This window comes from Hymenobacter antarcticus (assembly GCF_039539545.1).
Taxonomy (GTDB): domain Bacteria; phylum Bacteroidota; class Bacteroidia; order Cytophagales; family Hymenobacteraceae; genus Hymenobacter; species Hymenobacter antarcticus.
In genome coordinates, this window is the sequence record NZ_BAABDI010000041.1 from 18,178 (window position 1) to 38,809 (window position 20,632).

A 20,632-nucleotide genomic window follows, 5' to 3' on the forward strand; every position below is an offset into this window, starting at 1 on the left:
GCCCCCGCCCACTAGCCCGAGCGCCGTTCCACGCGGGCTTCTTCCCTCATTTCTCCGCCCCCATGTCCACCCCCGCCGACCATAATCCCACCCCGCGGCGCCTGCGCGTGCTGCTCATTGCCGGCTCCAACCGCCGCGAGTACAACTGCCCCGGCGTGGACAGCAAGGCCCGCACCCTGCTCAACCGTCTGGCCGACCGCCTCCCCGCCACCTGGGACATCGACACCGAAGACCTGGGCAATGTGTACGGCCGCCCCAAAATCCAGAGCTGCAATGCCTGCGTGAGCACCAGCATGGCCCTGTGCGTGTGGCCCTGCAACTGCTACGAGAAAAACAGCCACCGCGAGCCCGACCTGATGTGGAACCTGGACCTGTACAGCCGCCTCGACCAGGCCGACGCCTGGTGCATCATCGGGCCGGTGAACTGGTACGGGCCCACGTCTACGCTCAAGCTCATGTTCGATAGGCTGGTATGCATGAATGGCGGCAACCCGAACGAAAGCCTCATCGACCACAAAAACCCCGAAAAGGCCATGGCCCTGGAGCACACGCCCGAGTGGGAAAAGCTCAGCCTCAACCACCTGGAGGGGCGCACGGCCGCCTTCTTCTGCTACGGCGACGGCGGCGGGGACGAGCTGGACGCGGCGGGCCGCCCCAAAATCCTGCGCCACAAAGCCTATTTCGCCCCCGCGCAGGAGCCCTTCGAAAACATGCGCGACACCTACGCCCCGCTGGTGTGGCAGTGCCGCTACGGCGGCGTAGAAGTGCCCGACCAGCTCTGGCAGTACGCCGAAACCGGCTACGGCAAGAAGTACTCCGACGACCAGGCCGAGGACATGGTGCAGGACGACCCGTTTATGGCGCAGTTCGACCAATGGACTGCCAGCATCCGCGAGGCCGTGGAGGCCAAGGGGCCGGTGCCGCCCGGCCGCTACCGCGCCTACGGCCACGAAGCCCCCGGCCACCTCTGGGCCGATGTGAAGCTGGGCTGGCGCACGGCGCAGATGGCCCTGGGGGTGCCGCCCGCCGGCTCGTCGCCCGAGGCCCAGCAGGAGCAGGGCCTGAACCTGGACACGCCCCTGCGCCCCGATTTGCCCAAAGACTGACCCCATCAACCAGCTTTTCCCGACTTACTCATGAGCAACCTGACAGTAGACCAGATAATTGCCCGCCACGAAGCCTCCGGCCGCTGTTTCGACGTGGACGGCGTGCGCACCTTCGCCCTCGACTACGGGCAGGGCGAGCCTGTGCTTTGCCTCCACGGCGTGCCCACCTCCTCCTACCTGTTTCGCAAAATGCTGCGCAGCCTCGAAAGCCAGGGCCTGCGCGGTATTGCCGTGGACCTGCCCGGGCTGGGCCTGACCGACCGCCCCGAGGACTTCGACTACACCTTTCGGGGCTTTGCCCGCTTCCTGCACCGCGCCACCGAGGCCCTGGGCCTGCAGGACGGCTACCATCTGGTAGTGCACGACATCGGCGGGGCCATTGGCCTGGCCCTGGCCGCCGAGCACCCCGCGCGCATCCGCTCGCTGACCATCCTCAACATGTTCTTCGACGTGGTGAACTTCAAGAAGCCGCTGCCCATGCGCCCCTTCGAGCTACCGATACTGGGCGAGGCCGAGCTGCTCACCCTGCAGCACCCCACGTGGTACCTGCTGTTCAAAGCCATGGGGGTGAGCCACATCGAAGACCTGCCCAAGGAGGAAGTGTACGCCTACGTGGACCTGCTCAAGCGCGCCGACGGGGGCAAAGCCTTCCTCAAAATCATGCGCCACTTCGACCACTCCCAGGAGCTGCAGGACCTGATGCACCGGGCCGTCGACCAGCCGCCCTACCCCGTGCAGGCCATTTGGGGGGCGGAAGACCCGCTCCTCGACTTCGAGCATTTCGGCAAAATGGTGCAGCAGGCGGCGCATCTCCCGCAGGTGCATCAACTGCCGTCCAAGCACTTCTTTCCGGAAGAGATGGGGCCGGACATTGCCCGCCTGGTTGCGGAGCTGGTGCGGCAGCGCCCGCCCGCCGGGTAGGCAGCCGGGCGCCGCCGGCTACTCCACCGCTTTACCGCCGCAGCCGGAGCTGCGCACCAGCAGCTCCAGCTTGGTGCGGGCCTCCGTTGAAAGCTTTTCGGCCGAGGCGTCGCCGCGCCCCAGGCGCCGGGCCAACTGCGCCACCACCGCGGTCTGGCGGGCGTAGCGTCGGCACAGCACGCACATCAGCAGGTGGAACTCCAAGCTCAGGCGCTGAACCAGGGTCAGGGACTGCTCGGCCCGCTTTTCGATGAGCAGGGTGGCTTCGTTGCAGTTAAAGAAGGCGGACATAGCAGAGGAAATGCAACTGTGCGATTAAGAGCCCGAAAACCATTGCTTTTCCAGGCACTTGCGCAGCTGCAGCCTGGCCCGGTGGATGATAACCCAGTAGTTAGACGGGTAGATTATCAGCCTCTTACAGAATTATTCGCCGGACATTTCCTGCACGTAGCGCAGGTTGAAGACGGCCTGCTGCTGGGGCGGGAGCTGGTCCTGGCAAAAGAGCAGCTGCCGGGCCAGTTCCTCGCGCTCTACCTCGGTTTCAGCCGGGGCCCATTCGCGGGGCTCCTGTGCCTGCCGGGATTGTCCCGGCAGGCACAGGGCCCCTGGCACCACTCCCATCCGGGGAATCCGGCCGGGGGTTGCGCGGGTCTTTTTTTCACTTCACTTCATTTCTAGTTTTCCATGGCCCAGCATTCATTCGACGTTTTAATAATTGGCACCGGCGGGGGTGGCAGCGTGGCGGCCCGCAAATGCGCGGCGGCCGGCAAGAAGGTGGCCATCGTGGATGCGCTGCCCTTTGGCGGCACCTGCGCCCTGCGCGGCTGCGACCCCAAGAAAGTGCTGGTGGGCGCCGCCGAAACCGTGGCCCGCTCGCGGCAGCTGCTGGGCCACGGCATGGCGCAGGAAGCCGTCATTAGCTGGTCGGAGCTGATGGCCTTCAAGCGCACCTTCACCGAGCCGGTGTCGGAGAAAAAGGAGGCGGGCTTTCAGAAAGCGGGCATCCACACCTTCCACGGCGTGGCCCGGTTCACGGGCCCGCACACCGTGCAGATTGGCGCGGACGTGCTGGAAGCCAAACAGTTCGTGATTGCCACCGGGGCCCGCGCCCTGCCGCTGGGCATCCCCGGCGAGGAGCTGCTGCTCGACAGCACCGACTTTATGGAGCTGCCGGAGCTGCCGGCGGACCTCACCTTCGTGGGCGGCGGCTACATCGCCTTCGAGTTTGCCCACCTGGCGGCCCGCGCCGGCGCGAAGGTGCGCATCCTGCACCGGGGGGCGCGCCCACTGGAAAACTTCGAGCCCGAGCTGGTGGAGCACCTGCTGATTGCCACCCGGGAGGCCGGCATCGAGGTGGTGCTGAACACCGAAGTAAAACGCCTGAGCAAGACGCCCGACGGCCAGCTGCGCCTGCACGCCGAAACCGACGGACAGGCCCGGGAATTCACGGCCAGCCTGGCCCTTCACGCCGCCGGCCGCGAACCGGCCCTGGCCGAGCTCAACCTCGAAGCCGCGGGCGTAGCTTACACCCGCCAGGGTGTGACGGTGAATGAGTACCTGCAAAGCACTTCCCACCCCGACGTGTACGCGGCCGGCGACGCGGCCGCCTCGGGCCTGCCCCTGACGCCGGTGGCCGGCAAGGCCTCGCACGTGGCGGCCGCCAACCTGCTCGAGGGCAACCACCAGGTTATCGACTACGGCCTGATGCCCTCGGCGGTGTTTGCGCACCCGGTGCTGGCCAGCGTGGGGTTGGGCGAGGCCGAAGCCACCCGGCAGGGCCTCAAGTTTCAGGTGAAGCACGACGTCACGACGGGCTGGTTCACCTCCAAGCGGCTCCGGACGCCCCGCTCGGCCTTCAAGGTGCTGATTGAGGACGAGACCGACCTGATTCTGGGCGCCCACCTGCTGGGCCCCAACGCGGAGGAAGTCATCAACTTGTTTATGCTGGCCATGCACGCCAAGCTCCCGGCCGCCGAGGTGCGCAAGCTGATATTCGCCTACCCCACGGCTTCGTCCGACATCATTTACATGCTTTGACATCCTCCCCGGCATAAAGGCACGGGAATTCCCTTCGGCGCACGATGTCCCGTGCGGAACGCAGGATATTCACGGCGGCATTCCGGTCACGGTCATGACAGGTTCCGCAGCTACTACATCGCCACGTTCTGACTCCCAACGCCCTTAGTCCACGCGGTCCGCTCCTCTCAGAGCAAGCCGCGCAAGTGACGGTGGAAAAAGATTCGTTGACTTCTTTGTACACCACGCCAAGCCGGATGGCTTTGTAGGCAAGCATGGTTTTGAAGTCGGCCCAACCCGCGTCCGATACGGATTTAGCCATCTTGGTTTTCTTTAATTTCGACGGGCTGACGTTGCCCACCACCAGTACGTCGTATTCGTTTGTTAAGCGCGTGGTAGCCTTGTGGTTCCAGTCCTTGCGTTTGTTTTTGATTTTGGCGTGAATGCGGGTGACTTGCTTCTTTTTGCGGGCGCGCTGGGCGCTTGCCAGCTTGACTTCAAACTTTCGGGTCAGGTTCTCCCGGCTGAGTTCTACGCCATCGGAAAGGGTTGCCAAGGTCTTTAAGCCCAGGTCGATACCGGCCTCCTTGCCCGTTGGCACCCGTTCGGGCGTGGGGTCTTCGCAGACGAAATGCACGTACCAGCGGCCTTGTGCGTCCTCGCAGAAGGAGCCACAGCGCACCTTGCCCGGCAGCGGGCGCGTGTTCCAAAAGCGGAAGGTGTGCCCGCCGTAGGTCACCGTATCGGCCTCGACTTTGACGCCCACCGCTTTGAAGGGCACCCAGCCCAAGCTCCGCTTGCGGGAACGCCAGTGGAGTTTGGAGCGCTTGAACTGCTTGCCGCACTTGGCATATTCGTCCACGACCGCTTGCACGGTCTGGCTATGCAAGCCCAGTTCTTTGCCCACCCCGGCGGTCAGCTTATGCAAGTCGAAGGCGGAAAGCAGTTGGCGGCGAAACGACCACTGATAGGCGGTGGTTTCGTTAGAGTAGTTCCAAATATCGTTCACGGCAAAGCCCAGCTTACGAAGCCGATTGCGGCCCGAACTGTCTTTGAGGCGGAAACGATACGTAGCTAGTTTCATGGCTTAAATATACATCAAAATGTTGATAGTCAAAAACATAATACTAAAAAAACCCACCAGCAACGAGCCGTTCAAATTCCCATCTCCTGCCTAAAGGCGAGGAGCTTTCAACTTAGCGTAAGAAAATCCGCCTCGTTGCTGCGGCGAGGGGGCGGTTGGGGAAGGAGAAGCCACTTAGCGGTGCCAGGTCAGGTTGCGGCGTCCGTCATCGGCGAAGCCGAGCGACTCATAGAGCTGCCGGGCGCGGGGGTTGCCGGGCTCGGTTTGCAGGTGCAGGGCCACCAGCCCCCCGGCCCGGGCCTGCTGCTGGAGGGCCAGCAGCACGGCGCGCCCCACGCCCCGGCTGCGGGCCGCCGGGGTCACATACAGCTCGTCGACCAGGCCGAAGCGGCCCCGCAGCTCAAACGAAAAGCCGTAGGTCAGCGCCACGTAGCCTACGGTCTGGGCGCTATCTTCCAGCAAGTACAGCGTGCCCCACTCCGGGTGGGCGAGGAAGTCGGCGGCCACGGCCCGCTGCGCGGCGGGGTCGTAAGGGTAGCCGAAGTGCTGGTAGAAGTCGGCCATCAGGGGCAGCAGCGTGGCCAGGTCCGGCAGGGCAACGGGACGGAGAGAAAAGGAAGTCATGCCAGGGGCAGGGGAGGGGTGGTCGGAGATTATGAAGCAGGCGGCATTTAGCCCGCGAGCACGGGCGCCAGCTTCGGGGCCGTGACGGCCGGCCGGCGCTGGCGCAACCCGTAGTAGGTGAGGGTGCCGTGGCCCGCGACCAGCAATACGTGAAACGGGAGCAGCCCCGGGTCGTGGTAGTAGAAGCCCGCCCCCAACCCGGCCGCAAAGTAAAGCGTGAGCAGGCCTTCGGCCAGCGGCAACGGCCCCCGGACCCTGGCCGCCCGTGCTTCCTTATCGCCCGCCGGTAATACGATGCCCCCGCTGCCTTGTTTGGGCGTGCGGATAAACGGCGTGGCCTTGCCCCGGAAGCCCAGGACCACGGCGCGGGTGTTGTGCAGGGCCAGCCCCATCGACACGGCCAGAAACAGCAGAAACTGCGGCGCAAACCAGCGGCCGGTGGCAGGGCCACCGGCCAGCCGCCAGGTGGTATGGTAGTAGTAGGTGAGGAGCGCAAACGTGAGTACGAACACTGCCGCCAGGTGAAACAGGGGCTTGAGCTCGGGCCGGTGCGCCCGCATCAGCACCAGCAGCACCAGCGGCACGCTGAGCACGGCCATGAGCAGAATGACCGTGAACACCGAGCTGTCGAGCAGGTGAAACGTGGCGTGCAGCCGGGTGGCCAGCGACAGGCGCGGGTGACGCCACACCCGACCCAGGTGCTTGCGGGCAGTTTCGGCCGCGCCCTTGTTCCAGCGGTACTGCTGCGAGTTGAGCGCGTCGAGGCAGGCGGGCAGCTCGGCCGGCGCCACAATGTCGGGCCGGTACACAAAGCGCCAGCCGCGCAGCTGGGCGCGGTAGCTCAGGTCCAGGTCTTCGGTGAGCGTATCGGCCTGCCAGCCGCCGGCATCCTCGATGCAGCTGCGCCGCCACACGCCGCCCGTGCCATTAAAATTGAGGAAGTGTCCGCCGGCCGCGCGCCCCACCTGCTCCACCAGAAAGTGGGCGTTCAGCCCAAAGGCCTGCAGGCGGGTGAACAGCGACTCGTCCGCATTGAGGTGGCCCCAGCGGGTTTGCACCACGCCCACGTTGGGGGCGTCGAAGCGCGGCAGGGTGCGGCGCAGGAAGTCGGGCGTGGGTACGAAGTCGGCGTCGAAGATGGCCACGAACTCGCCATCGGTTTCCGTCAGGCCGTGGGCCAGGGCCCCGGCTTTGTAGCCCACGCGGGTAGGGCGCCGCACGTGGTCGATGCGCACGCCCCGGTCCTGGTGGAAGGCCACCCGGCGGGCCGCCAGCGCCACGCTCTCGTCGGCTACTGCCATGCCGGTGGTGCTCACCGGGGGCGCAATCTACCCGCACAACGTGCCCCTGCTCACCCTCGACGGCCAGGCCGTGAACCTGAGCGACCTCAAAGGCAAAGTAGTGTTCGTGAACCTGTGGGCCAGCTGGTGCCCACCCTGCCGCGCCGAAATGCCGGGCATCGAAGCCCTGTACAAGAAGGTGGACCACTCCAAAGTGGCCTTCGTGATGCTCTCGCTCGACGAGGACGCGGCCAAGGCCCAGAAGTTTGTGAAAGCCAAGGGCTACACCTTCCCCGTGTACCTGCGTACCGCCGACCTGCCCGCGCCGTTCGATTCCAACTCCATCCCCTCCACCGTCATCCTCGGTCCCGATGGGCAGGTAGCGGCCCGCCACGATGGCATGGCCAACTACGGCACGCCGGAATTTAAAGCCGGCCTGGAGCAGCTGGCTGCAGCCACCAGCCGGTAAGTAAGCCTTTTACGGCTGGATAGCCCCTCGCTTTTCACTCACCCTTAGAGCAGTTTCCGAGTCAGTGTACATTTTTTAAAACAGTTAAAAGTTGAGAGTTAAAAGTTAAAACCCACTACGTCTGATTTTTAACTTTTAACTCTCAACTTTTAACTCTGTACATGGACTTGGAAACTGCTGTAAGCAACAGCTGGCCATGGCCGATTACCCGCAGCTTATCACCGACTCGTTCTCTGGGTACGGGCATTACCTGCTCACGGAGGTGCTGCATCCTGGCTGGGGCAACTACTTCTACTCAAGTACGTGTTCAACAACCCCCAGACCCACCTCTGGCACCACGCTCAGGAGCTGCCCGAGGCCCGCCGCCACGGCGTAAACTTCGCCCTGACGCTCACCGTGTGGGACTACCTGTTCGGTACGGCCTACGTGCCCACCGTTGGGTTTTGATGGGGTGGCGCAGTACCCCAGCACGTTTCTGGCTCAGCAGGCGGAGCCCTTCGCGCAGCTGGCCCGGACCCCGGTGCCCATTCCCCGGCCTGCCCCCCCCGTATTGGGGGAAGTGCTTCCGGAGCATTACCGGTATAGCCAGTCAAAAAAGGGCATGTTTGGGTCCCATTGAACAGCCGACCAGCCCACGGTGCCGTATAGCTTACCAGCTGAACTACTCCGGTTTTTTTATCACTGCTAATCCCCTCACTATGGACAATGTACTGCGTTTGATTGCTTCGCCCGGTGGCCGCGCGGCCCGTGTAGCTATTGGTACCGGCCTGATTGGCACGGGCCTGGCCCTGGGCCGCAAAGGCTGGGCCCTATCGGCCCTGGGGCTGGTACCCCTCGCCATGGGCGCCTTCGACTGGTGCCTGCTGGCCCCGCTCAAAGGCCTTCCCTTCGATGGCCCCCAACTGCGTGGGGTGCTGGGACCCGTACCGGCCGACTCAAACCAGTAGTTCGCGCCTGCTGCCGCTAGTCGACCCCTTTAGCGTTGACTGGAACGATAAACCGACTGCCCACCCTACTCTCCGATAGAGAGCCAGGGCGGGCAGTCGGCACGTCAGGCTCGGGCCCCAATCGGCAAACCAAGCTGAGACGTTGCCGCGGCTAGACGACCACGAACGTGTCGTGCGAATGCACTACCAGCGGCCGGTGCTGCGCCAGGTAGGCGCGCATGGCGGCTACGACATGGTGCCCGGTTTTCTGACGGTTGCGGCCAAGCTTCGGCGGCACGCCCTACGAGGTAATGAAGGCCGCCGAGTAGGTGCGGGCCGGGTCCAGGGCCAGGCCCTGCACGAAAACAGCCTGCAGGCGGCTGCCTTGGGGGTTTTCGACTTTGAAATACGCCTTTAGTCCCAGGGCGCGCTTCACGTAGCCGCCCATCTGGTGCAGTGGGTTTTGGCTGTAGGTGCCTTCGATGTTCTTTTCCAGCATCAGGTGCAGCCCGGCACCGGTCAGCTCCACCGTCTCAATTTCGGGGTCCATCGGCACGAGGTCGTAGAGGTCGTTGAGCAGCATCGGGCCGGGCGCGATGGGTGCGCCGTAGCGCCAGCCGTTGGAAAAATACAGGTCGGCGGGCACCAGGGCCTGCAGGCTGGCCAACAGGAAATCATCGGCCGGACACTCCACCGACGAGAGGCGGTGCAGCCCGGTTTCCGTAGTGCCTACCACTTCATTGAGCGCGGCAAAGGGCTCAAGGGCCGCGTCGATGCGGGTTTGCAGGGCTGCGTCGGGCTCGATACCCGCATTGATTTCGGGCAGCTCGTGGGTGTGCGAAATCACCCGCCCCTGCTCCAACGGGAGGGTGAGCCGCCCCAGAAACGAGCCATGGGCCCCGGACTGAATCACCAACGCCCCGCCGGCCTCAAAAGGCTAGTACAGGCGGTTGTGGGAGTGGCTGCTCAGGCACACGTCGATGCCGGGGCAACCTTCGGGCAGGGCCACATCCTGCGGAAAGCCGCAGTGCGAGAGCAGGATAATGACATCGGCACGCTCCTCCGTGCGCAGGCGTGGCCCGGCAGCTCAGCCACGCCGTCGGTGAAGCGCAAGCCGGTGCTGAAATGGGCCGGCATCGTCTTATCGACAATGGGGCAGGCCAGCCCGATGATGCCCACGCGCAGCCCCGCCGTTTCCAGCAGGAGCGTGGCAATGCGGGCGTAGCCGCCGCAGCGGCGGTATTCGAGCCCCGCCGAGCCGAAAAAGGCTTCCTGGTGCAGGTTCAGGTAGCCGTGCACATCATTGAGCTGAAATAGGGTGAGCGTAGTAGCCATAGCATCAAGGGAAAGCGGTGGTGCAGACAGTACATTAGCCGGCCGCCAGCCCATGTGACCGGACCGTGGGCGGCCGCACAGCCGGAGCGGGCCGCGCACAGCTGCGGGCCGGCTGGGCGGCACTGACTGCCACGGGCGGGCAATACATGCGCCGGCGGATAACCAGCGCCGAAAGCACCGTAAGCCCGCCAATAGCCGCCAGCGCCGACGGCAGTCCGAAGGCATCGGCCAGCAGGCCCGTCAGCAGCGCTCCCACGGCGTAGCCCGCGTCGCGCCAGAGGCGGAAGATGCCCACGCTGCGCGCCCGCTGCGGGGCCGGCGCGTATTCGGCCACGGCGGCCAGAAACGTGGGATACACCAGCGCCGTGCCCGCGCCCAGCAGCGCCGCCAGCAGCAGAAATACCGGATAGGAGGGGGCAAACAGCATGGCCAGCAGCACCGCGCCCTGCAGCAGCATGCCCCAGAACAGCAGGTCCTTCTTGCAGAGCCGGTCGGCCAGCGGGCCCGTCAGGAGCTGGCCCAGGCCCCACACGGCCGGGTACACGGCGGCGACGGTGCCAATCTGCGTCAGCGAGAAGCCTTTGCTGGCCAGCAGCAGCGGCAGCAGGCCCCACACCATGCCATCGTTCAGGTTATTCACCAGCCCGGCCTGCGTCACGGACCCCAGGTTGGGGTGGCGCCACGTCACGTCCCAGAACGAGAGGCGGGGCCCCACTGGCCCGGCCGGTGCCTGCGCCGCCTCCAGGGCCACGTGGGCGCGGGTGTCGCGCACCAGCAGGCTGCCCAGCAGGCCCAGCACGGCCAGCACGATACCCAGGTAGAACGGGTAGGGCCGCAGACCGTATTCGGTGGCCAGCCAGCCCGAGGCAAAGGCCGTGGCCGCCACGGCTAGGTAGCCGGCCGACTCGTTCAGGCCCATGGCCAGCCCGCGCTGCTTCGGGCCCGCCAGGTCCATCTTCATCACCACCGTGCTCGACCAGGCCAGGCCCTGGTTCAGGCCCAGCAGCACGTTGGCAAAAATCACCCAGCCCCAGCTGGGGGCCCAGAGCAGCAGCAGCGGCACGGGCAGCCCGAAGAGCCAGCCGATGAGCAGCAGATTTTTGCGCCCCATCTTGTTGGCCCAGGCCCCCGCGTAGTAGTTGGCCCCGGCCTTGGTGAGGCCGAAGACGACGATGAACGCGAGAATGGCCGTACGCGCCACCAGGTGAAACTCCTGCTCAGCCAACCGAGGCAGAATGGTACGCTCCAGCCCCACCATGCCGCCCACGAAGGCATTGACGATAACCAGCAGAGTGAACTGCCAGGCATTTTCGCGCAGGCCAAGCTGGATGGGCATGGGGGGGGAGATTGAATTAGGGAATTGGGATAGGGGAAAAGAACGTCATGCTGAGCGTAGCCGAAGCATCTCTACCGCTTCGTTGAATAGCTCATACGAAGCGGTAGAGATGCTTCGACTGCGCTCAGCATGACCGTTTGAAGGCCTCCCCCCCATACGCTCCGCTTACGGATGCACCAGCACCCAGCCTTCGGTCTGGCGGATAATCAGCTCGCCGTTGCCGGTGGGCACCACGGAAATGTAGGGCAGCATGTCGTCCTTGGTCAGCTTGTAGGCCTTCATCGAATTCGCGCACTGGGCCAGGATGACGCCGGCCTGCTGCAGGGCCAGCACGTCGGCCTCGTAAGGCTGGTCTTTTTTGAACACCACTGTGCCGCCGCTGAACACCACCAGCTCCAGCTCCAGCTTGCCTTTCAGACGTGGGTCATCCAGGGCGTTTTTCATGTTGTGCAGCGTCTGGTTGATGAGCTTGGGGTCGTTGCTATCGAGCTGATACACGGCGCGGTAGTGCTTCCTGGTAGCCGGCGCGCCCTGAAAAATGGCTGCCATCGCTGCCACGGCCGCGTTGGGCGGCGTGAGGACGGGTGCGGGAGACGCAGGGGCCGTTGGAGGGGTGGCGACCGGCGTGGTCTGGGCCTGAGCCATACTCATGGTGGCCAACAGGGCGGCAGTGGCGAGCAGGCGGGAAAAGGAGTTCATCGGCAGGCGGGTAATGGCGTTAGAAATCATAGTTCAGTATCAGGTTCGGCTGGTGCATGTCCACCTTGTTTACCACGTAGCGGGCTTCGCCATAGGTGTCACCCAGCGAGGCTTTATAAAGGTAGAGGAGCTGGCCCCGCAGCCCTTTCGCCCAGCCGCGAAAAGGGTAGCTGAGGGAGGCATTGAGTTGGCTATACGAAGGCATGCCGTACTTATTGAGACGAAAATTCCGGACATCGGGCAGGTAGTAATGGCCGTAGCCGGCCTCCGCCTTCAGGCCTGGCACAGCCGGCACCGCGTAGCTGGCCAGCAGCGCGGCCGCGTCGAGGCCGCCGAAGCCTTCTTCCCGCTCGCGGGGCAGAAAGGTGTAAAACGGCTCACGCCCCCACTCGCGCGGAAACAAAAAGCGCCCGGTGCGGGTGATGCGGGTGTAGTTGGCGCTCAGGCTCCAGGGGCCGCGCTGGTAGCTCAGGCGGGCGCTCAGGGCGTGGGCCTGGCGGCCGGGGGCGCTATAGGCCAGGCGCGGGTCGGCGTTGCCGCCAGTGCCCACCGTGCGCTGGTAGTGGTACTGCCCGCCCAGCGTGAGCTGGCCCGCGCCCACGTCCCGGCCGGTGGTCAGCTCCGTGAACAGGCTGTTGAAGAGATTATCGACGTAGTAGTTCCAGGCCTGCACGCGGGTGCGGGTACCCAGCTGGCGGCTGAGGCCCAGCACGCCCAGCCCCCGGCTGCTCAGGTTGCTGGCGTAGAGGGCGCGCTTACCGGCTTCGTCCACACCGGTAGGGTAGAGGCCGATGGAATTGGCCACCGACGCCCATTCCGAAGTGGAGCGCACGGCCACATGCGTGAGCCAGCCCGCCGTGATGCGGGTATGAGCCAGCTCATTGACTTCCAACCACAGCCCTTGCTCGTAATTTGGGCTCAGGCGGCCATCCTGCGGATTAATCAGGGGCGTGACCAGCAGCTGCCGGCCAAAAGTGGCCACCGACTGCCGCCAGCGGTAGCGCACAAATAGCTCCTCGGGCCGTCCCGTGAGCTGGCGGCGGGCGGGGTCGCTCACATCGAACAAGCCTACTTCGTAGCGACTCACCGCCCCGGTGGTAGCGTCGGGCGTGGCCAGGTCATTGGAAGCCAGGTTCACCCAGAAAAAGCCCCCCGCTCCCACCGAAAACCCATGCAGCGGAGCCGTTTCTAACCGCGCCCCGGCGCCCAGACCGTTGGCGTAGTAGTCGGGCAGGTCGCCTTGATTATGGGTGGCCATGAAGTAGTTGCGTACCCGGCCGTGCCACTGCCCCCGCCCGAAGGCTTCGGCCAGCGTGCGGGCAGGCAGCGAGTCGGATTCGGTGGGGCCGGTGTAGGGCGGCAGCACCGGCCGGCCGGTGGTAGGCAGGGTAGGCGCGGGCTCGGCCTGTTGCGCCCGCGCGGCGAGGGGAGCCAGCAGCAGGGCAGCCACGCCGAGACGCAGGAGGAAATTCATTCGCGGGAATTAGTTGGCTTTGCCGGGATGGGCGGCCTCAATGGGCTGCCACGGTCCGTATTTGTGCTGCCGCGCCGAAAACGCATCGGCGTAGGGACCAAAGGGGTGGTCCACCGGTTTTTTGTGGATGTCGGGCCAGTCGTGGGACGCGCGCAGATGGGGGCGGGGCTGCGAGTTCACGAAGGCTGCCACGTCCCAGGCCTGCTTGTTGGTGAGCTGCGGGTGGTCGAAGGTGGCACCGTAGGGCATGGCCGCCTTCACGTATTTGGCGAAGTTGGTGACCCGAAACAGGCCCGCGCCATCGTTATAGCTGTGCGCCCCCCACAGCGGCGGATATTGGTATCCGCGGCCATTGGCCAGCGGCTGGCCCTGGCCTGCTGGCCCGTGGCAGCTCTGGCACTTGCTGGCGAACACGGCTTTACCAATGATGGGGTCGGCGGCGCGGTCGAGGTAGGCCAGCTTCACGAAGCCCGTGCCGTACACTTTTTTGCCTTTCGGAATACCCTGGCCCAGCCACTTGATGTAGGCCACCATGGCGCGCATCTCGCGGCTGCTGTCGGCCAGCGCCCGCCCGTTGAGGCTGCGCACCATACAGTCATTCACGCGCTTCTCGATGCCTTCCACCTGGCCCGAACGGGCCCGCAGCTTGGGATAGGTGGCGGCCACGGCCAGGTAATTGTTGGCGAAGCCCTGGGTGCCGGCCTGCAGGTGGCAGTTCTGGCAGTTCATGCCGTTGCTCAGGTGCAGGACGGAGCCCTGCGGCCCCAGGTACTGCGCCGTATTGGCAATCAGCTCGCGGCCGTAGCGAATCCGGCGCCCGGCGGCCGTGCGCGGCAGCAGGGCCGTGTCGGGGGCCGGGGTGGCGGGACGGTGGTAGCTGCCAGCTGGGGGCGGGCCCTGCGTGGCTTCGTCCTCCACCACGACGGGGGTAGACGTGGCCGGCGGCCCATAGATATGGGTGAGCACCACCACGAAGACCAGCACCACGGCCGCCGTCAGCAGCATCAGCAGGCGCACCAGGTGGGGCAGCTGTTGCACCCGTTCTTCCGAGGGTTTCATGGTAAGGTCAGTTTAAGGGGAGGATGCGTTAGTAGGGGAGCTTTTCGCGCAGGGCGCTATAGGTCCAGGTGCCGGCCAGGGCCGCCACAATCATCACGGCCGCCGCGCCCACGCCGCTGCCCAGCTGGGCGAACAGCGGGCCGGGGCAGGCCCCGGTGATGGCCCAGCCCAGGCCGAAGATGAAGCCGCCAATCCAGATGCCATGATTGAATTTCTTGTCGGTCAGCGTAATGGGCTCGCCACTGATGGTTTTCAGCCGGTTGCGCTTGATGAGCTGAATCGAAACCATGCCCACCACAATGGCCGAGCCAATGACGCCGTACATGTGGAAGGCCTGGAAGCGGAACATCTCCTGAATCCGGAACCAGCTGATGACTTCGCTTTTGGTGAGGATGATGCCGAACAAGGTGCCCAGCACCAAGTATTTGAAATATTTCATATCGAGTAAGTGGGTTCAGTGGATGGGGCAGGAAGGGCGGGGCATTGGGCCAGCAGGCGCACTACCTGGGCCGGGCCGGCGTGGAAGCTGCCTTCGCGCAGCACCACCGTGGCTTCGTGGTTTTTCAGCAGCGTCAGGCCGGCGAAATCGGCGGCCAGCTGGGTGGGCTCGTAGAGCAGCTCCGCCTCGCGCGGGCCGCCCGAACTCAGCCCCAGCTGCCGGGGATTGAAGGCCTCCAGCAGCAGGTGCCCGCCGGGGGCCAGGCTGGCGGCGGCGGCGGCGTGCACGGCCTGGCGGTCGTCGGGAGGAAAATGGGCGTAAATCAGCCCGATGGCGTCATAGTAGCCGGGGCGCTGCCAGGCCAGGTCGGTCAGGTCGGCTACCTGGTAGTCGAGGCGCACGCCCTGGCGGGCGGCCAGGCGCTGGGCTTTGGCCCGGGCCTCGTCGCTGAAGTCCACGGCCGTGACCTGCCAGCCCTGGCGGGCGGCGTACACAGCGTTGCGGCCTTCCCCTTCGGCCAGCAGCAGCAGGCGGCCGGGCGGCAGCGCGTCGAGCTGCCGGCGGAAATAGGCGTTGGGCTCGGTGCCGTAGGCGTAGGCTTCGGCTTCGTAGCGGGCATCCCAGAAATCAGCGGCGTGCGTCATGGTCGGCAGTTAAAACAGCATCGGGTAAACCACCCAGGTCATCAGCAGGCCGCCGGCGAAGAAGCCGATAACGGCCACCAGCGACACCCACTGCAGGTTGGAGAGGCCCGAAATGGCGTGGCCCGAAGTGCAGCCCCCGGCATAGCGCGTGCCGAAGCCCACCAGAAAGCCACCCAGCACCAGGAAAAACCAGCCTTTCCAGTTGGCCAGGTTATCGAGCGAAAAAAGCTCCCTGGGCAGCAGGCCCGAAAAGTCGGTCAGGTGCAACTGGGTTTTGAGGTCATGGATGGTTTCGGGCGAGATGCCCACCACGTCGGGGTGGCCCATCACCTGGTAGCCGATAAAGCCACCCAGGGCCACGCCCAGCACGAATACCAGGTTCCAGATTTCGGCCCGCCAGTTATAGGTCAGAAAGGGAATGCCGGCCGGCACGCAGGCCGCGCACACGTGGCGCAGCGATGAGCTGATGCCCAGGGCCTTGTTGCCCACGAGCAGCAGGGCCGGCACCGTCAGGCCAATCAGGGGCCCGGCCACGTACCAGGGCCAGGGCTTTTGAAGAAATTCAAGCATGAGTTTCAGAAAAGAAAAAGAAGCGTCCGGCCCGGACTGGAGCCGGACGCTCGGAAAAATAAATGAGGGACGACTATTTGGTCGTTAGTGACTCGGGCCAGTCGAGTATCCCGCCCATCATGTTGCTGACGTGCGCAAAACCGGCCTGCGTAAGCTGCCCGGCCGCGCTGGCCGAGCGGGCCCCGCTGCGGCAATACACGTAGGTAGGCGCGTCTTTATCGAGGCTAGCGATGCGCTGGGCAAAGTCGGGCGCGGTTACTTCGATGTTCACCGCCTCGGGCAAGTGGCCCTGGGCAAACTCCTCGGGGCGGCGCACATCCACGAGCACCGCGCCGGGCTGGCGCAGGCCCTCGGCGAACTTTGCGGGGGTGAGGTTGTGGAAGGCGGAGTCAGCGGATTTATTGAAACCAAACATGGCGTGGGATGGGGAAGTATGATGGAGGGAAATTGACCGTCATGCTAAGCATGTGGCGTATCAAGCCAGTGTGCGCAAGCCGAAGTCGAAGCATCTCTACCGCAGTGGTAATCCTATCGGTTGATTAGCAGCGCAACGAAGCGGTAGAGATGCTTCGACAAGCTCAGCATGACGGTCTGCAGTAGCACAAGCTAGACCTAGTGGGCGGCGTCAGCCTTTTGGAAGGACTTCACGGCCTCACCCAAATCCAGCACTTCGGTGCCGGGCAGGGCGGGGGCCACAATGCTGCTGCCCACCGCCGAGCGGTAGCCGCCGGCGCAATGCACCACCACGGGCTTGCCGGCCGGAATCTCGCCCACCCGCTCGCGCAGTTCGGGCAGCGGCAGGTTGATGGCGCCGGCGAACAGCGGCTCCGCTTTCACCTCCGAGGCGTTGCGGATGTCCACGATGGTGTAGTTCTCGGGGTGCTTGCGGAAGGCCTCCACGTCCATTTCGGGCATGGTTTCTTTGGTGGAAGGCGTGCCCACCAGTGCGCCCTTAATCAGGGGCTCGTAGCCAATTTTGGCTGTTTTCTGAATCAAATCCGTCAGCGTGGCCTCGTCGGCGGCCAGCAGGTAAAATGGCTCGGTCGCCCCCACAACAGAACCCAGCCAGGTTTCGAATTTACCCCCCTGCTGAATGTTGATGGCGCCGGCCGCGTGGCCCTGCTTAAACTCGGCTTCGGGCCGCGTATCCACCACCACTACGCCGGGGGCTAAAGCAGCGCCAGCGGCCAGGCGGGGCACTTTGGCCAAGCTGGGGGCGTAGGCTGGGGCACCGGCCTTGTTCAGGCCCACGTTGTAGCCGAAGTACTTGGGGATGAAGGGCTGGTCGGCCAGCAGCTCCTTCACGAAGGCTTCTTCCGACTGCGGGCGCAGGGCGTAGTTGCCCGCTTTTTCGGCCCCGATGGTGCTGCTGTTGGCCGAGTTGGTAGCCTTGCTGCACAGCGAGCCCGCGCCGTGGGCGGGGTACACCAGTACGTCGTCGGCCAGGGTCATCAGCTTCTCGCGGGTGCTGTGGTATAGCTGCTTGGCCAACTCCTCGCGCTTGGCGGTCAGGTTGCCGGCCTTCTCGCGCAGGTCGGGCCGGCCCACGTCGCCGATGAGCAGCGTGTCGCCCGTGAACACGGCCACGTCCTGGCCCTCGCGGCTGAGCACGGTGCTCACCGAGTCGGGCGAGTGGCCGGGTGTGTTCAGGGCGCGGAAGGTGAGCTTGCCCACCGTGAACGAGTCGCCCTCGTCAAAGGCTTCGTGGGCATATTCAGCCCCCAGCAGCTTGCTGACGCGGATGACCGCGCCGGTTTTCTGCGCGATTTCGAGGTGGCTGCTCACGAAGTCGGCGTGGGGGTGGGTTTCCAGCACGCACACGATTTTGGCGTCGTGCTGTTGGGCGAAATCGTAGTAAGGCTGCGGGTCGCGGGCGGGGTCCACCAGCACGATTTCGCGGGCGCACTCGCTCAGAATGGCGTAGGAATAATGGGCCAGGCCCTTGTCTTCAAATTGCTCGATTTTCATGGTATTGGACGAGAAAACAGGTGAGAGAATGCGGGAAACAGAATGTTAGGCGTGATGGAAAAGCAGCTCCTTGGTAAGGATAAACGTGCCCATGGCCAGCGTGAACCAGCCAAAAGCCGGCTTGAGCCTGGCACCCGGAATAAAGCGGGCCAGGTAGGTGCCCAGCACGATGCCCCCGAGCGCAAAGGCCAGAAAGCCCAGGATGAAAGGCCACGCAATGGGGGTGCCCGCGCTCAAATCGCCGGTAAAGCCGATGAGCGAGTTCAGGGCAATGATGGCCAGGGAGGTGCCCACGGCCAGCTTCATGGGCAGGCGCGCGCCCAGCACCAGGGCCGGAATGATAAGGAACCCTCCCCCTGCGCCCACGAAGCCCGTGAGCAGGCCCACCACCAGGCCAATGCCCAGAATGAGCGGGTAGTTGAAGGGGTGCTTCTGGTGCAGCTCCCCATCCAGCACTTCTTCGGCCTGCTTGCTGCGAATCATGGACACGGCCGCCCCCACCATGAGCACGGCGAAGGCCACCAGCACCAGCAAATCTTTGGTAAAGACGATGCTGCCCACCGTAAACAGCTCGTGCGGAATGGCCGGCATCAGCACCTTGCGCACCAGGAACACCGCCGCCAGCGAGGGAATCAGAAAAACCACGGCCGTTTTCAACGACACCAGCCCCTTGCGGAAATAGCCCGTAGCGCCCACCACCGAGGTGCTGCCCACCACAAACAGGGAGTAGGCCGTGCTCAGTACCGGGCTCACCCCCATCAGATACACCAGCACGGGCACCGTGAGAATGGAGCCCCCGCCGCCCATGATGCCGAGCGAGAGGCCGATGAAAATGGCAGCGAAGTAACCGAGGTAGTGAAGCATAAGCAGTTAACGTATGAAATTATGACGGGTTGTTCATGTATTAGGGCAAAAAAAGCGCCGGGTCCTTACAGGAAGGTGCAGCCGGCCAGGCACTGAATCACATCAATCACCTCCCGCATTTTCAGCGAGTAAAAGATGTTTTTGCCCTCGCGGGTGCTGCTCAGAATACCCTTGAGCTTCATGCCCGAGAGGTGATGGGAGAGCAGGCTTTGCTCCACGTTCAGTTTCTCACTGATTTCCGTCACCGACAGGCTTTCCTGCGCGGCCAGCAGCTGCACGATAGCAATACGAGTGGGGTGGGCCGTGGTCTTGAGAATGAAGGCCACTTTTTCCATCTTCTCGATGGAGAGACCCATGTCAACGGCAACGGGAGAAACGGGGAGTGTCATGAGGAGTACAAATGTATGAACAACTTATCATACGTACAACCGTAAGCCCCCTATAAGTTCACGGAGTTTCGGTATTTCCTCCTAATCCTGCACTTTTAGCCAGCATGAAAACAGCTCCGCATCTTCTCAAAAAAGCCCGCGTGGGTTTGTCCGCCGTTGTTGTGCTGGGTGCGAGCTTATTGCTGGCGGCCTGCAACTCGGCCCCGCAACAGCAGGAAAAGGCCGCGCCCGCCGCGCCCGGGGCCGTCAGCGGCACCTTCACTATTCTGCACACCAACGATATCCACGGCCGGCACCGGCCCTTTGCCGTGGCACCCGGCAATGCCACGTCGCAGACCGGCGACCCGGGCCGGCCGCCCAGCTCGTTTGAGCACGCGGGCACCGTGGGCGGCTTCGCCCACCTGGCCACCGCCGTGGCGCGGGTGCGGCAGCAGCGCGGAGCGGCCAACGTGCTGCTGCTCGACGGCGGCGACACGTTCGGCGACGACCTGCTGGCCAACCAGACCAAAGGCGCCGCCAACATCCGCCTGATGAACGCACTGGGCTACCAGTTCATGGCGCTCGGCAACCACGATTACGACTACGGCAGCGCCCGCACCCGCGAGCTGCAGCAGCTGGCCCACTTCCCGATGCGCGGGGCCAACGTGACCGACAAGGCCACCGGCCAGCCCTTCCTCGGCGACCCGACCCAGGTGTTCACCCTGGACGGGGTGCGCGTAGGGATATTGGCCCTGACCTACCACAACACGGGCCTCACCGGCAACCCCAAAAACACCAGGGAGCTAACCTTTAGCAGTGGCCTGGAGGCCACCCGCCGCTACCTGCCGGGCCTGCGCGCCCGCGCCGACGTGGTGGTCGTGCTCTCGCATCAGGGCACGAAGGTGGATGAGCGGCTGGCCCGTGAGGTGCCGGGCATCGACCTGATTGTGGGGGCCCATTCGCACGACCTGATTACGCCGCCCCGGCAGGTGGCCGGCGTGTGGGTGGTGCAGGCCCTGTCCGATGCCGCCGTGCTTGGCCAGCTCACCGTGCAGGTGCAGAACGGCCGCCTGACCAAAGTGGAAGGCATCGCGCCCCCGCTCTGGACCGATCAGTACCCCGCCGACCCGGCCGTGGCCGCGCTCGTCGATTCGCTGCGCGCCCCTTACCGGGCGCAGCTGGAAGAAGTGCTGGCTACCGCCACCGGCCGCATCGGCCGGCAGTACAAGTCGGCCAGCCCCTTCGACCAGCTGGCCGGCGAGCTGCTGCGCGAAGCCACGGGGGCCGAAGTCGCCTTGCTGCCCGGCGTGGGCTACGGCATATCGGGGTTCTCGTTACAACGGGGCGAAAAATTACGATAAGGCACAAACCATTGTTTATCAATGGGGTCCGCTGTCATCTCATCAAACGTTCGTTTTAGGAGGCGAACGGAGGCGAGGCCGGAAGGCCA

At 64.6% G+C, this 20,632-nt stretch carries 26 protein-coding genes; 7 read left to right on the forward strand and 19 right to left on the reverse strand.

Annotation, left to right across the window (positions count from 1 at the left end; all coding sequences use genetic code 11):
• Positions 1-62: 62 nt before the first annotated feature.
• Positions 63-1,106, forward strand: a complete 1,044-nt coding sequence (locus ABD819_RS19755) for an NAD(P)H-dependent oxidoreductase (RefSeq protein WP_345127168.1) — start codon at positions 63-65, stop codon at positions 1,104-1,106.
• A gap of 30 nt (positions 1,107-1,136) precedes the next feature.
• Entirely contained in the window at positions 1,137-2,027 is an 891-nt protein-coding gene (locus ABD819_RS19760) for an alpha/beta fold hydrolase (RefSeq protein ID WP_345127169.1), read from the forward strand.
• Positions 2,028-2,045: 18 nt separating this feature from the next.
• Here ABD819_RS19760 and ABD819_RS19765 read toward each other — a convergent pair whose 3' ends face one another.
• On the reverse strand, positions 2,046-2,318 hold the full coding sequence (locus tag ABD819_RS19765) for an anti-sigma factor family protein (protein ID WP_345127170.1): 273 nt from the start codon (positions 2,316-2,318) through the stop codon (positions 2,046-2,048).
• A 132-nt stretch (positions 2,319-2,450) separates the two neighbouring features.
• Positions 2,451-2,648 carry an RNA polymerase sigma factor gene (locus ABD819_RS19770; protein WP_345127171.1) on the reverse strand — a complete coding sequence of 66 codons (198 nt, stop codon included), beginning with the start codon at positions 2,646-2,648 and terminating at the stop codon, positions 2,451-2,453.
• A 63-nt stretch (positions 2,649-2,711) separates the two neighbouring features.
• On the opposite strand from ABD819_RS19770, the gene ABD819_RS19775 reads away from it, so the two are divergent.
• The gene (locus ABD819_RS19775) at positions 2,712-4,064 is read left to right on the forward strand and encodes a dihydrolipoyl dehydrogenase family protein (RefSeq protein ID WP_345127172.1); all 1,353 of its coding nucleotides are present in this window, start codon (positions 2,712-2,714) and stop codon (positions 4,062-4,064) included.
• Here ABD819_RS19775 and ABD819_RS19780 read toward each other — a convergent pair.
• From ABD819_RS19780 to ABD819_RS19790, 3 genes are all read right to left on the reverse strand, one after another.
• Positions 4,048-5,127 (reverse strand): RNA-guided endonuclease InsQ/TnpB family protein, encoded by a 1,080-nt coding sequence (locus ABD819_RS19780; RefSeq protein WP_345127173.1) that lies wholly within the window; start codon positions 5,125-5,127, stop codon positions 4,048-4,050. The two genes, ABD819_RS19775 and ABD819_RS19780, sit on opposite strands and share 17 nt — an antisense overlap.
• A 174-nt stretch (positions 5,128-5,301) precedes the next feature.
• A complete protein-coding gene (locus ABD819_RS19785) occupies positions 5,302-5,751 on the reverse strand; it encodes a GNAT family N-acetyltransferase (RefSeq protein ID WP_345127174.1) in 450 nt (149 codons plus the stop codon).
• 47 nt (positions 5,752-5,798) lie between these two features.
• Positions 5,799-7,052, reverse strand: a complete 1,254-nt coding sequence (locus ABD819_RS19790) for a glycosyltransferase (protein WP_345127175.1) — start codon at positions 7,050-7,052, stop codon at positions 5,799-5,801.
• Here ABD819_RS19790 and ABD819_RS19795 point away from each other — a divergent pair.
• The 3 genes from ABD819_RS19795 (at position 7,051) to ABD819_RS19805 (ending at position 8,447) form a co-directional block, all read left to right on the forward strand.
• On the forward strand, positions 7,051-7,500 hold the full coding sequence (locus ABD819_RS19795) for a TlpA family protein disulfide reductase (protein ID WP_345127176.1): 450 nt from the start codon (positions 7,051-7,053) through the stop codon (positions 7,498-7,500). The genes ABD819_RS19790 and ABD819_RS19795 overlap by 2 nt on opposite strands.
• Before the next feature lie 303 nt (positions 7,501-7,803).
• Positions 7,804-7,947 carry a sterol desaturase family protein gene (locus tag ABD819_RS19800; protein WP_345127177.1) on the forward strand — a complete coding sequence of 48 codons (144 nt, stop codon included), beginning with the start codon at positions 7,804-7,806 and terminating at the stop codon, positions 7,945-7,947.
• A gap of 251 nt (positions 7,948-8,198) precedes the next feature.
• Complete coding sequence (locus ABD819_RS19805; protein ID WP_345127178.1) at positions 8,199-8,447, forward strand: YgaP family membrane protein; 249 nt, start codon at positions 8,199-8,201, stop codon at positions 8,445-8,447.
• A gap of 151 nt (positions 8,448-8,598) precedes the next feature.
• Here the strand turns inward: ABD819_RS19805 and ABD819_RS19810 are convergent, their stop codons facing one another.
• From ABD819_RS19810 to ABD819_RS19875, 14 genes are all read right to left on the reverse strand, one after another.
• Positions 8,599-8,724: a hypothetical protein gene (locus tag ABD819_RS19810; protein ID WP_345127179.1), complete on the reverse strand. Its 126-nt coding sequence runs from the start codon at positions 8,722-8,724 to the stop codon at positions 8,599-8,601.
• Positions 8,725-8,727: 3 nt separating this feature from the next.
• The gene (locus ABD819_RS19815; RefSeq protein ID WP_345127194.1) at positions 8,728-9,339 is read right to left on the reverse strand and encodes a 5'-nucleotidase C-terminal domain-containing protein; all 612 of its coding nucleotides are present in this window, start codon (positions 9,337-9,339) and stop codon (positions 8,728-8,730) included.
• 53 nt (positions 9,340-9,392) lie between these two features.
• On the reverse strand, positions 9,393-9,761 hold the full coding sequence (locus tag ABD819_RS19820; protein ID WP_345127180.1) for a hypothetical protein: 369 nt from the start codon (positions 9,759-9,761) through the stop codon (positions 9,393-9,395).
• A 34-nt stretch (positions 9,762-9,795) separates the two neighbouring features.
• Positions 9,796-11,097, reverse strand: a complete 1,302-nt coding sequence (locus ABD819_RS19825) for an MFS transporter (RefSeq protein WP_345127181.1) — start codon at positions 11,095-11,097, stop codon at positions 9,796-9,798.
• 165 nt (positions 11,098-11,262) lie between these two features.
• Positions 11,263-11,826 carry a DsrE family protein gene (locus tag ABD819_RS19830; protein WP_345127183.1) on the reverse strand — a complete coding sequence of 188 codons (564 nt, stop codon included), beginning with the start codon at positions 11,824-11,826 and terminating at the stop codon, positions 11,263-11,265.
• Positions 11,816-13,270: an OprD family outer membrane porin gene (locus tag ABD819_RS19835; RefSeq protein ID WP_345127185.1), complete on the reverse strand. Its 1,455-nt coding sequence runs from the start codon at positions 13,268-13,270 to the stop codon at positions 11,816-11,818. Before ABD819_RS19835 ends, ABD819_RS19830 begins: the two co-directional genes overlap by 11 nt.
• Before the next feature lie 9 nt (positions 13,271-13,279).
• Positions 13,280-14,329: a c-type cytochrome gene (locus tag ABD819_RS19840; protein ID WP_345127186.1), complete on the reverse strand. Its 1,050-nt coding sequence runs from the start codon at positions 14,327-14,329 to the stop codon at positions 13,280-13,282.
• A gap of 28 nt (positions 14,330-14,357) precedes the next feature.
• Complete coding sequence (locus tag ABD819_RS19845) at positions 14,358-14,768, reverse strand: DUF6691 family protein (protein ID WP_345127187.1); 411 nt, start codon at positions 14,766-14,768, stop codon at positions 14,358-14,360.
• Entirely contained in the window at positions 14,765-15,412 is a 648-nt protein-coding gene (locus ABD819_RS19850) for a class I SAM-dependent methyltransferase (protein WP_345127188.1), read from the reverse strand. The genes ABD819_RS19845 and ABD819_RS19850 overlap by 4 nt, the downstream gene beginning before the upstream one ends.
• 9 nt (positions 15,413-15,421) lie before the next feature.
• On the reverse strand, positions 15,422-15,991 hold the full coding sequence (locus tag ABD819_RS19855) for a YeeE/YedE family protein (RefSeq protein ID WP_345127195.1): 570 nt from the start codon (positions 15,989-15,991) through the stop codon (positions 15,422-15,424).
• Positions 15,992-16,055: 64 nt separating this feature from the next.
• Positions 16,056-16,397: a rhodanese-like domain-containing protein gene (locus ABD819_RS19860; protein ID WP_345127189.1), complete on the reverse strand. Its 342-nt coding sequence runs from the start codon at positions 16,395-16,397 to the stop codon at positions 16,056-16,058.
• A gap of 197 nt (positions 16,398-16,594) precedes the next feature.
• On the reverse strand, positions 16,595-17,950 hold the full coding sequence (locus tag ABD819_RS19865; RefSeq protein ID WP_345127190.1) for an MBL fold metallo-hydrolase: 1,356 nt from the start codon (positions 17,948-17,950) through the stop codon (positions 16,595-16,597).
• A gap of 45 nt (positions 17,951-17,995) precedes the next feature.
• Positions 17,996-18,814 (reverse strand): sulfite exporter TauE/SafE family protein, encoded by an 819-nt coding sequence (locus ABD819_RS19870; RefSeq protein WP_345127191.1) that lies wholly within the window; start codon positions 18,812-18,814, stop codon positions 17,996-17,998.
• A gap of 65 nt (positions 18,815-18,879) precedes the next feature.
• Complete coding sequence (locus tag ABD819_RS19875; RefSeq protein ID WP_345127192.1) at positions 18,880-19,203, reverse strand: ArsR/SmtB family transcription factor; 324 nt, start codon at positions 19,201-19,203, stop codon at positions 18,880-18,882.
• A gap of 104 nt (positions 19,204-19,307) precedes the next feature.
• Between ABD819_RS19875 and ABD819_RS19880 the strand changes: the two genes are divergently transcribed.
• Positions 19,308-20,543 (forward strand): bifunctional metallophosphatase/5'-nucleotidase, encoded by a 1,236-nt coding sequence (locus ABD819_RS19880; protein WP_345127193.1) that lies wholly within the window; start codon positions 19,308-19,310, stop codon positions 20,541-20,543.
• The last annotated feature ends 89 nt before the right edge of the window (positions 20,544-20,632 follow it).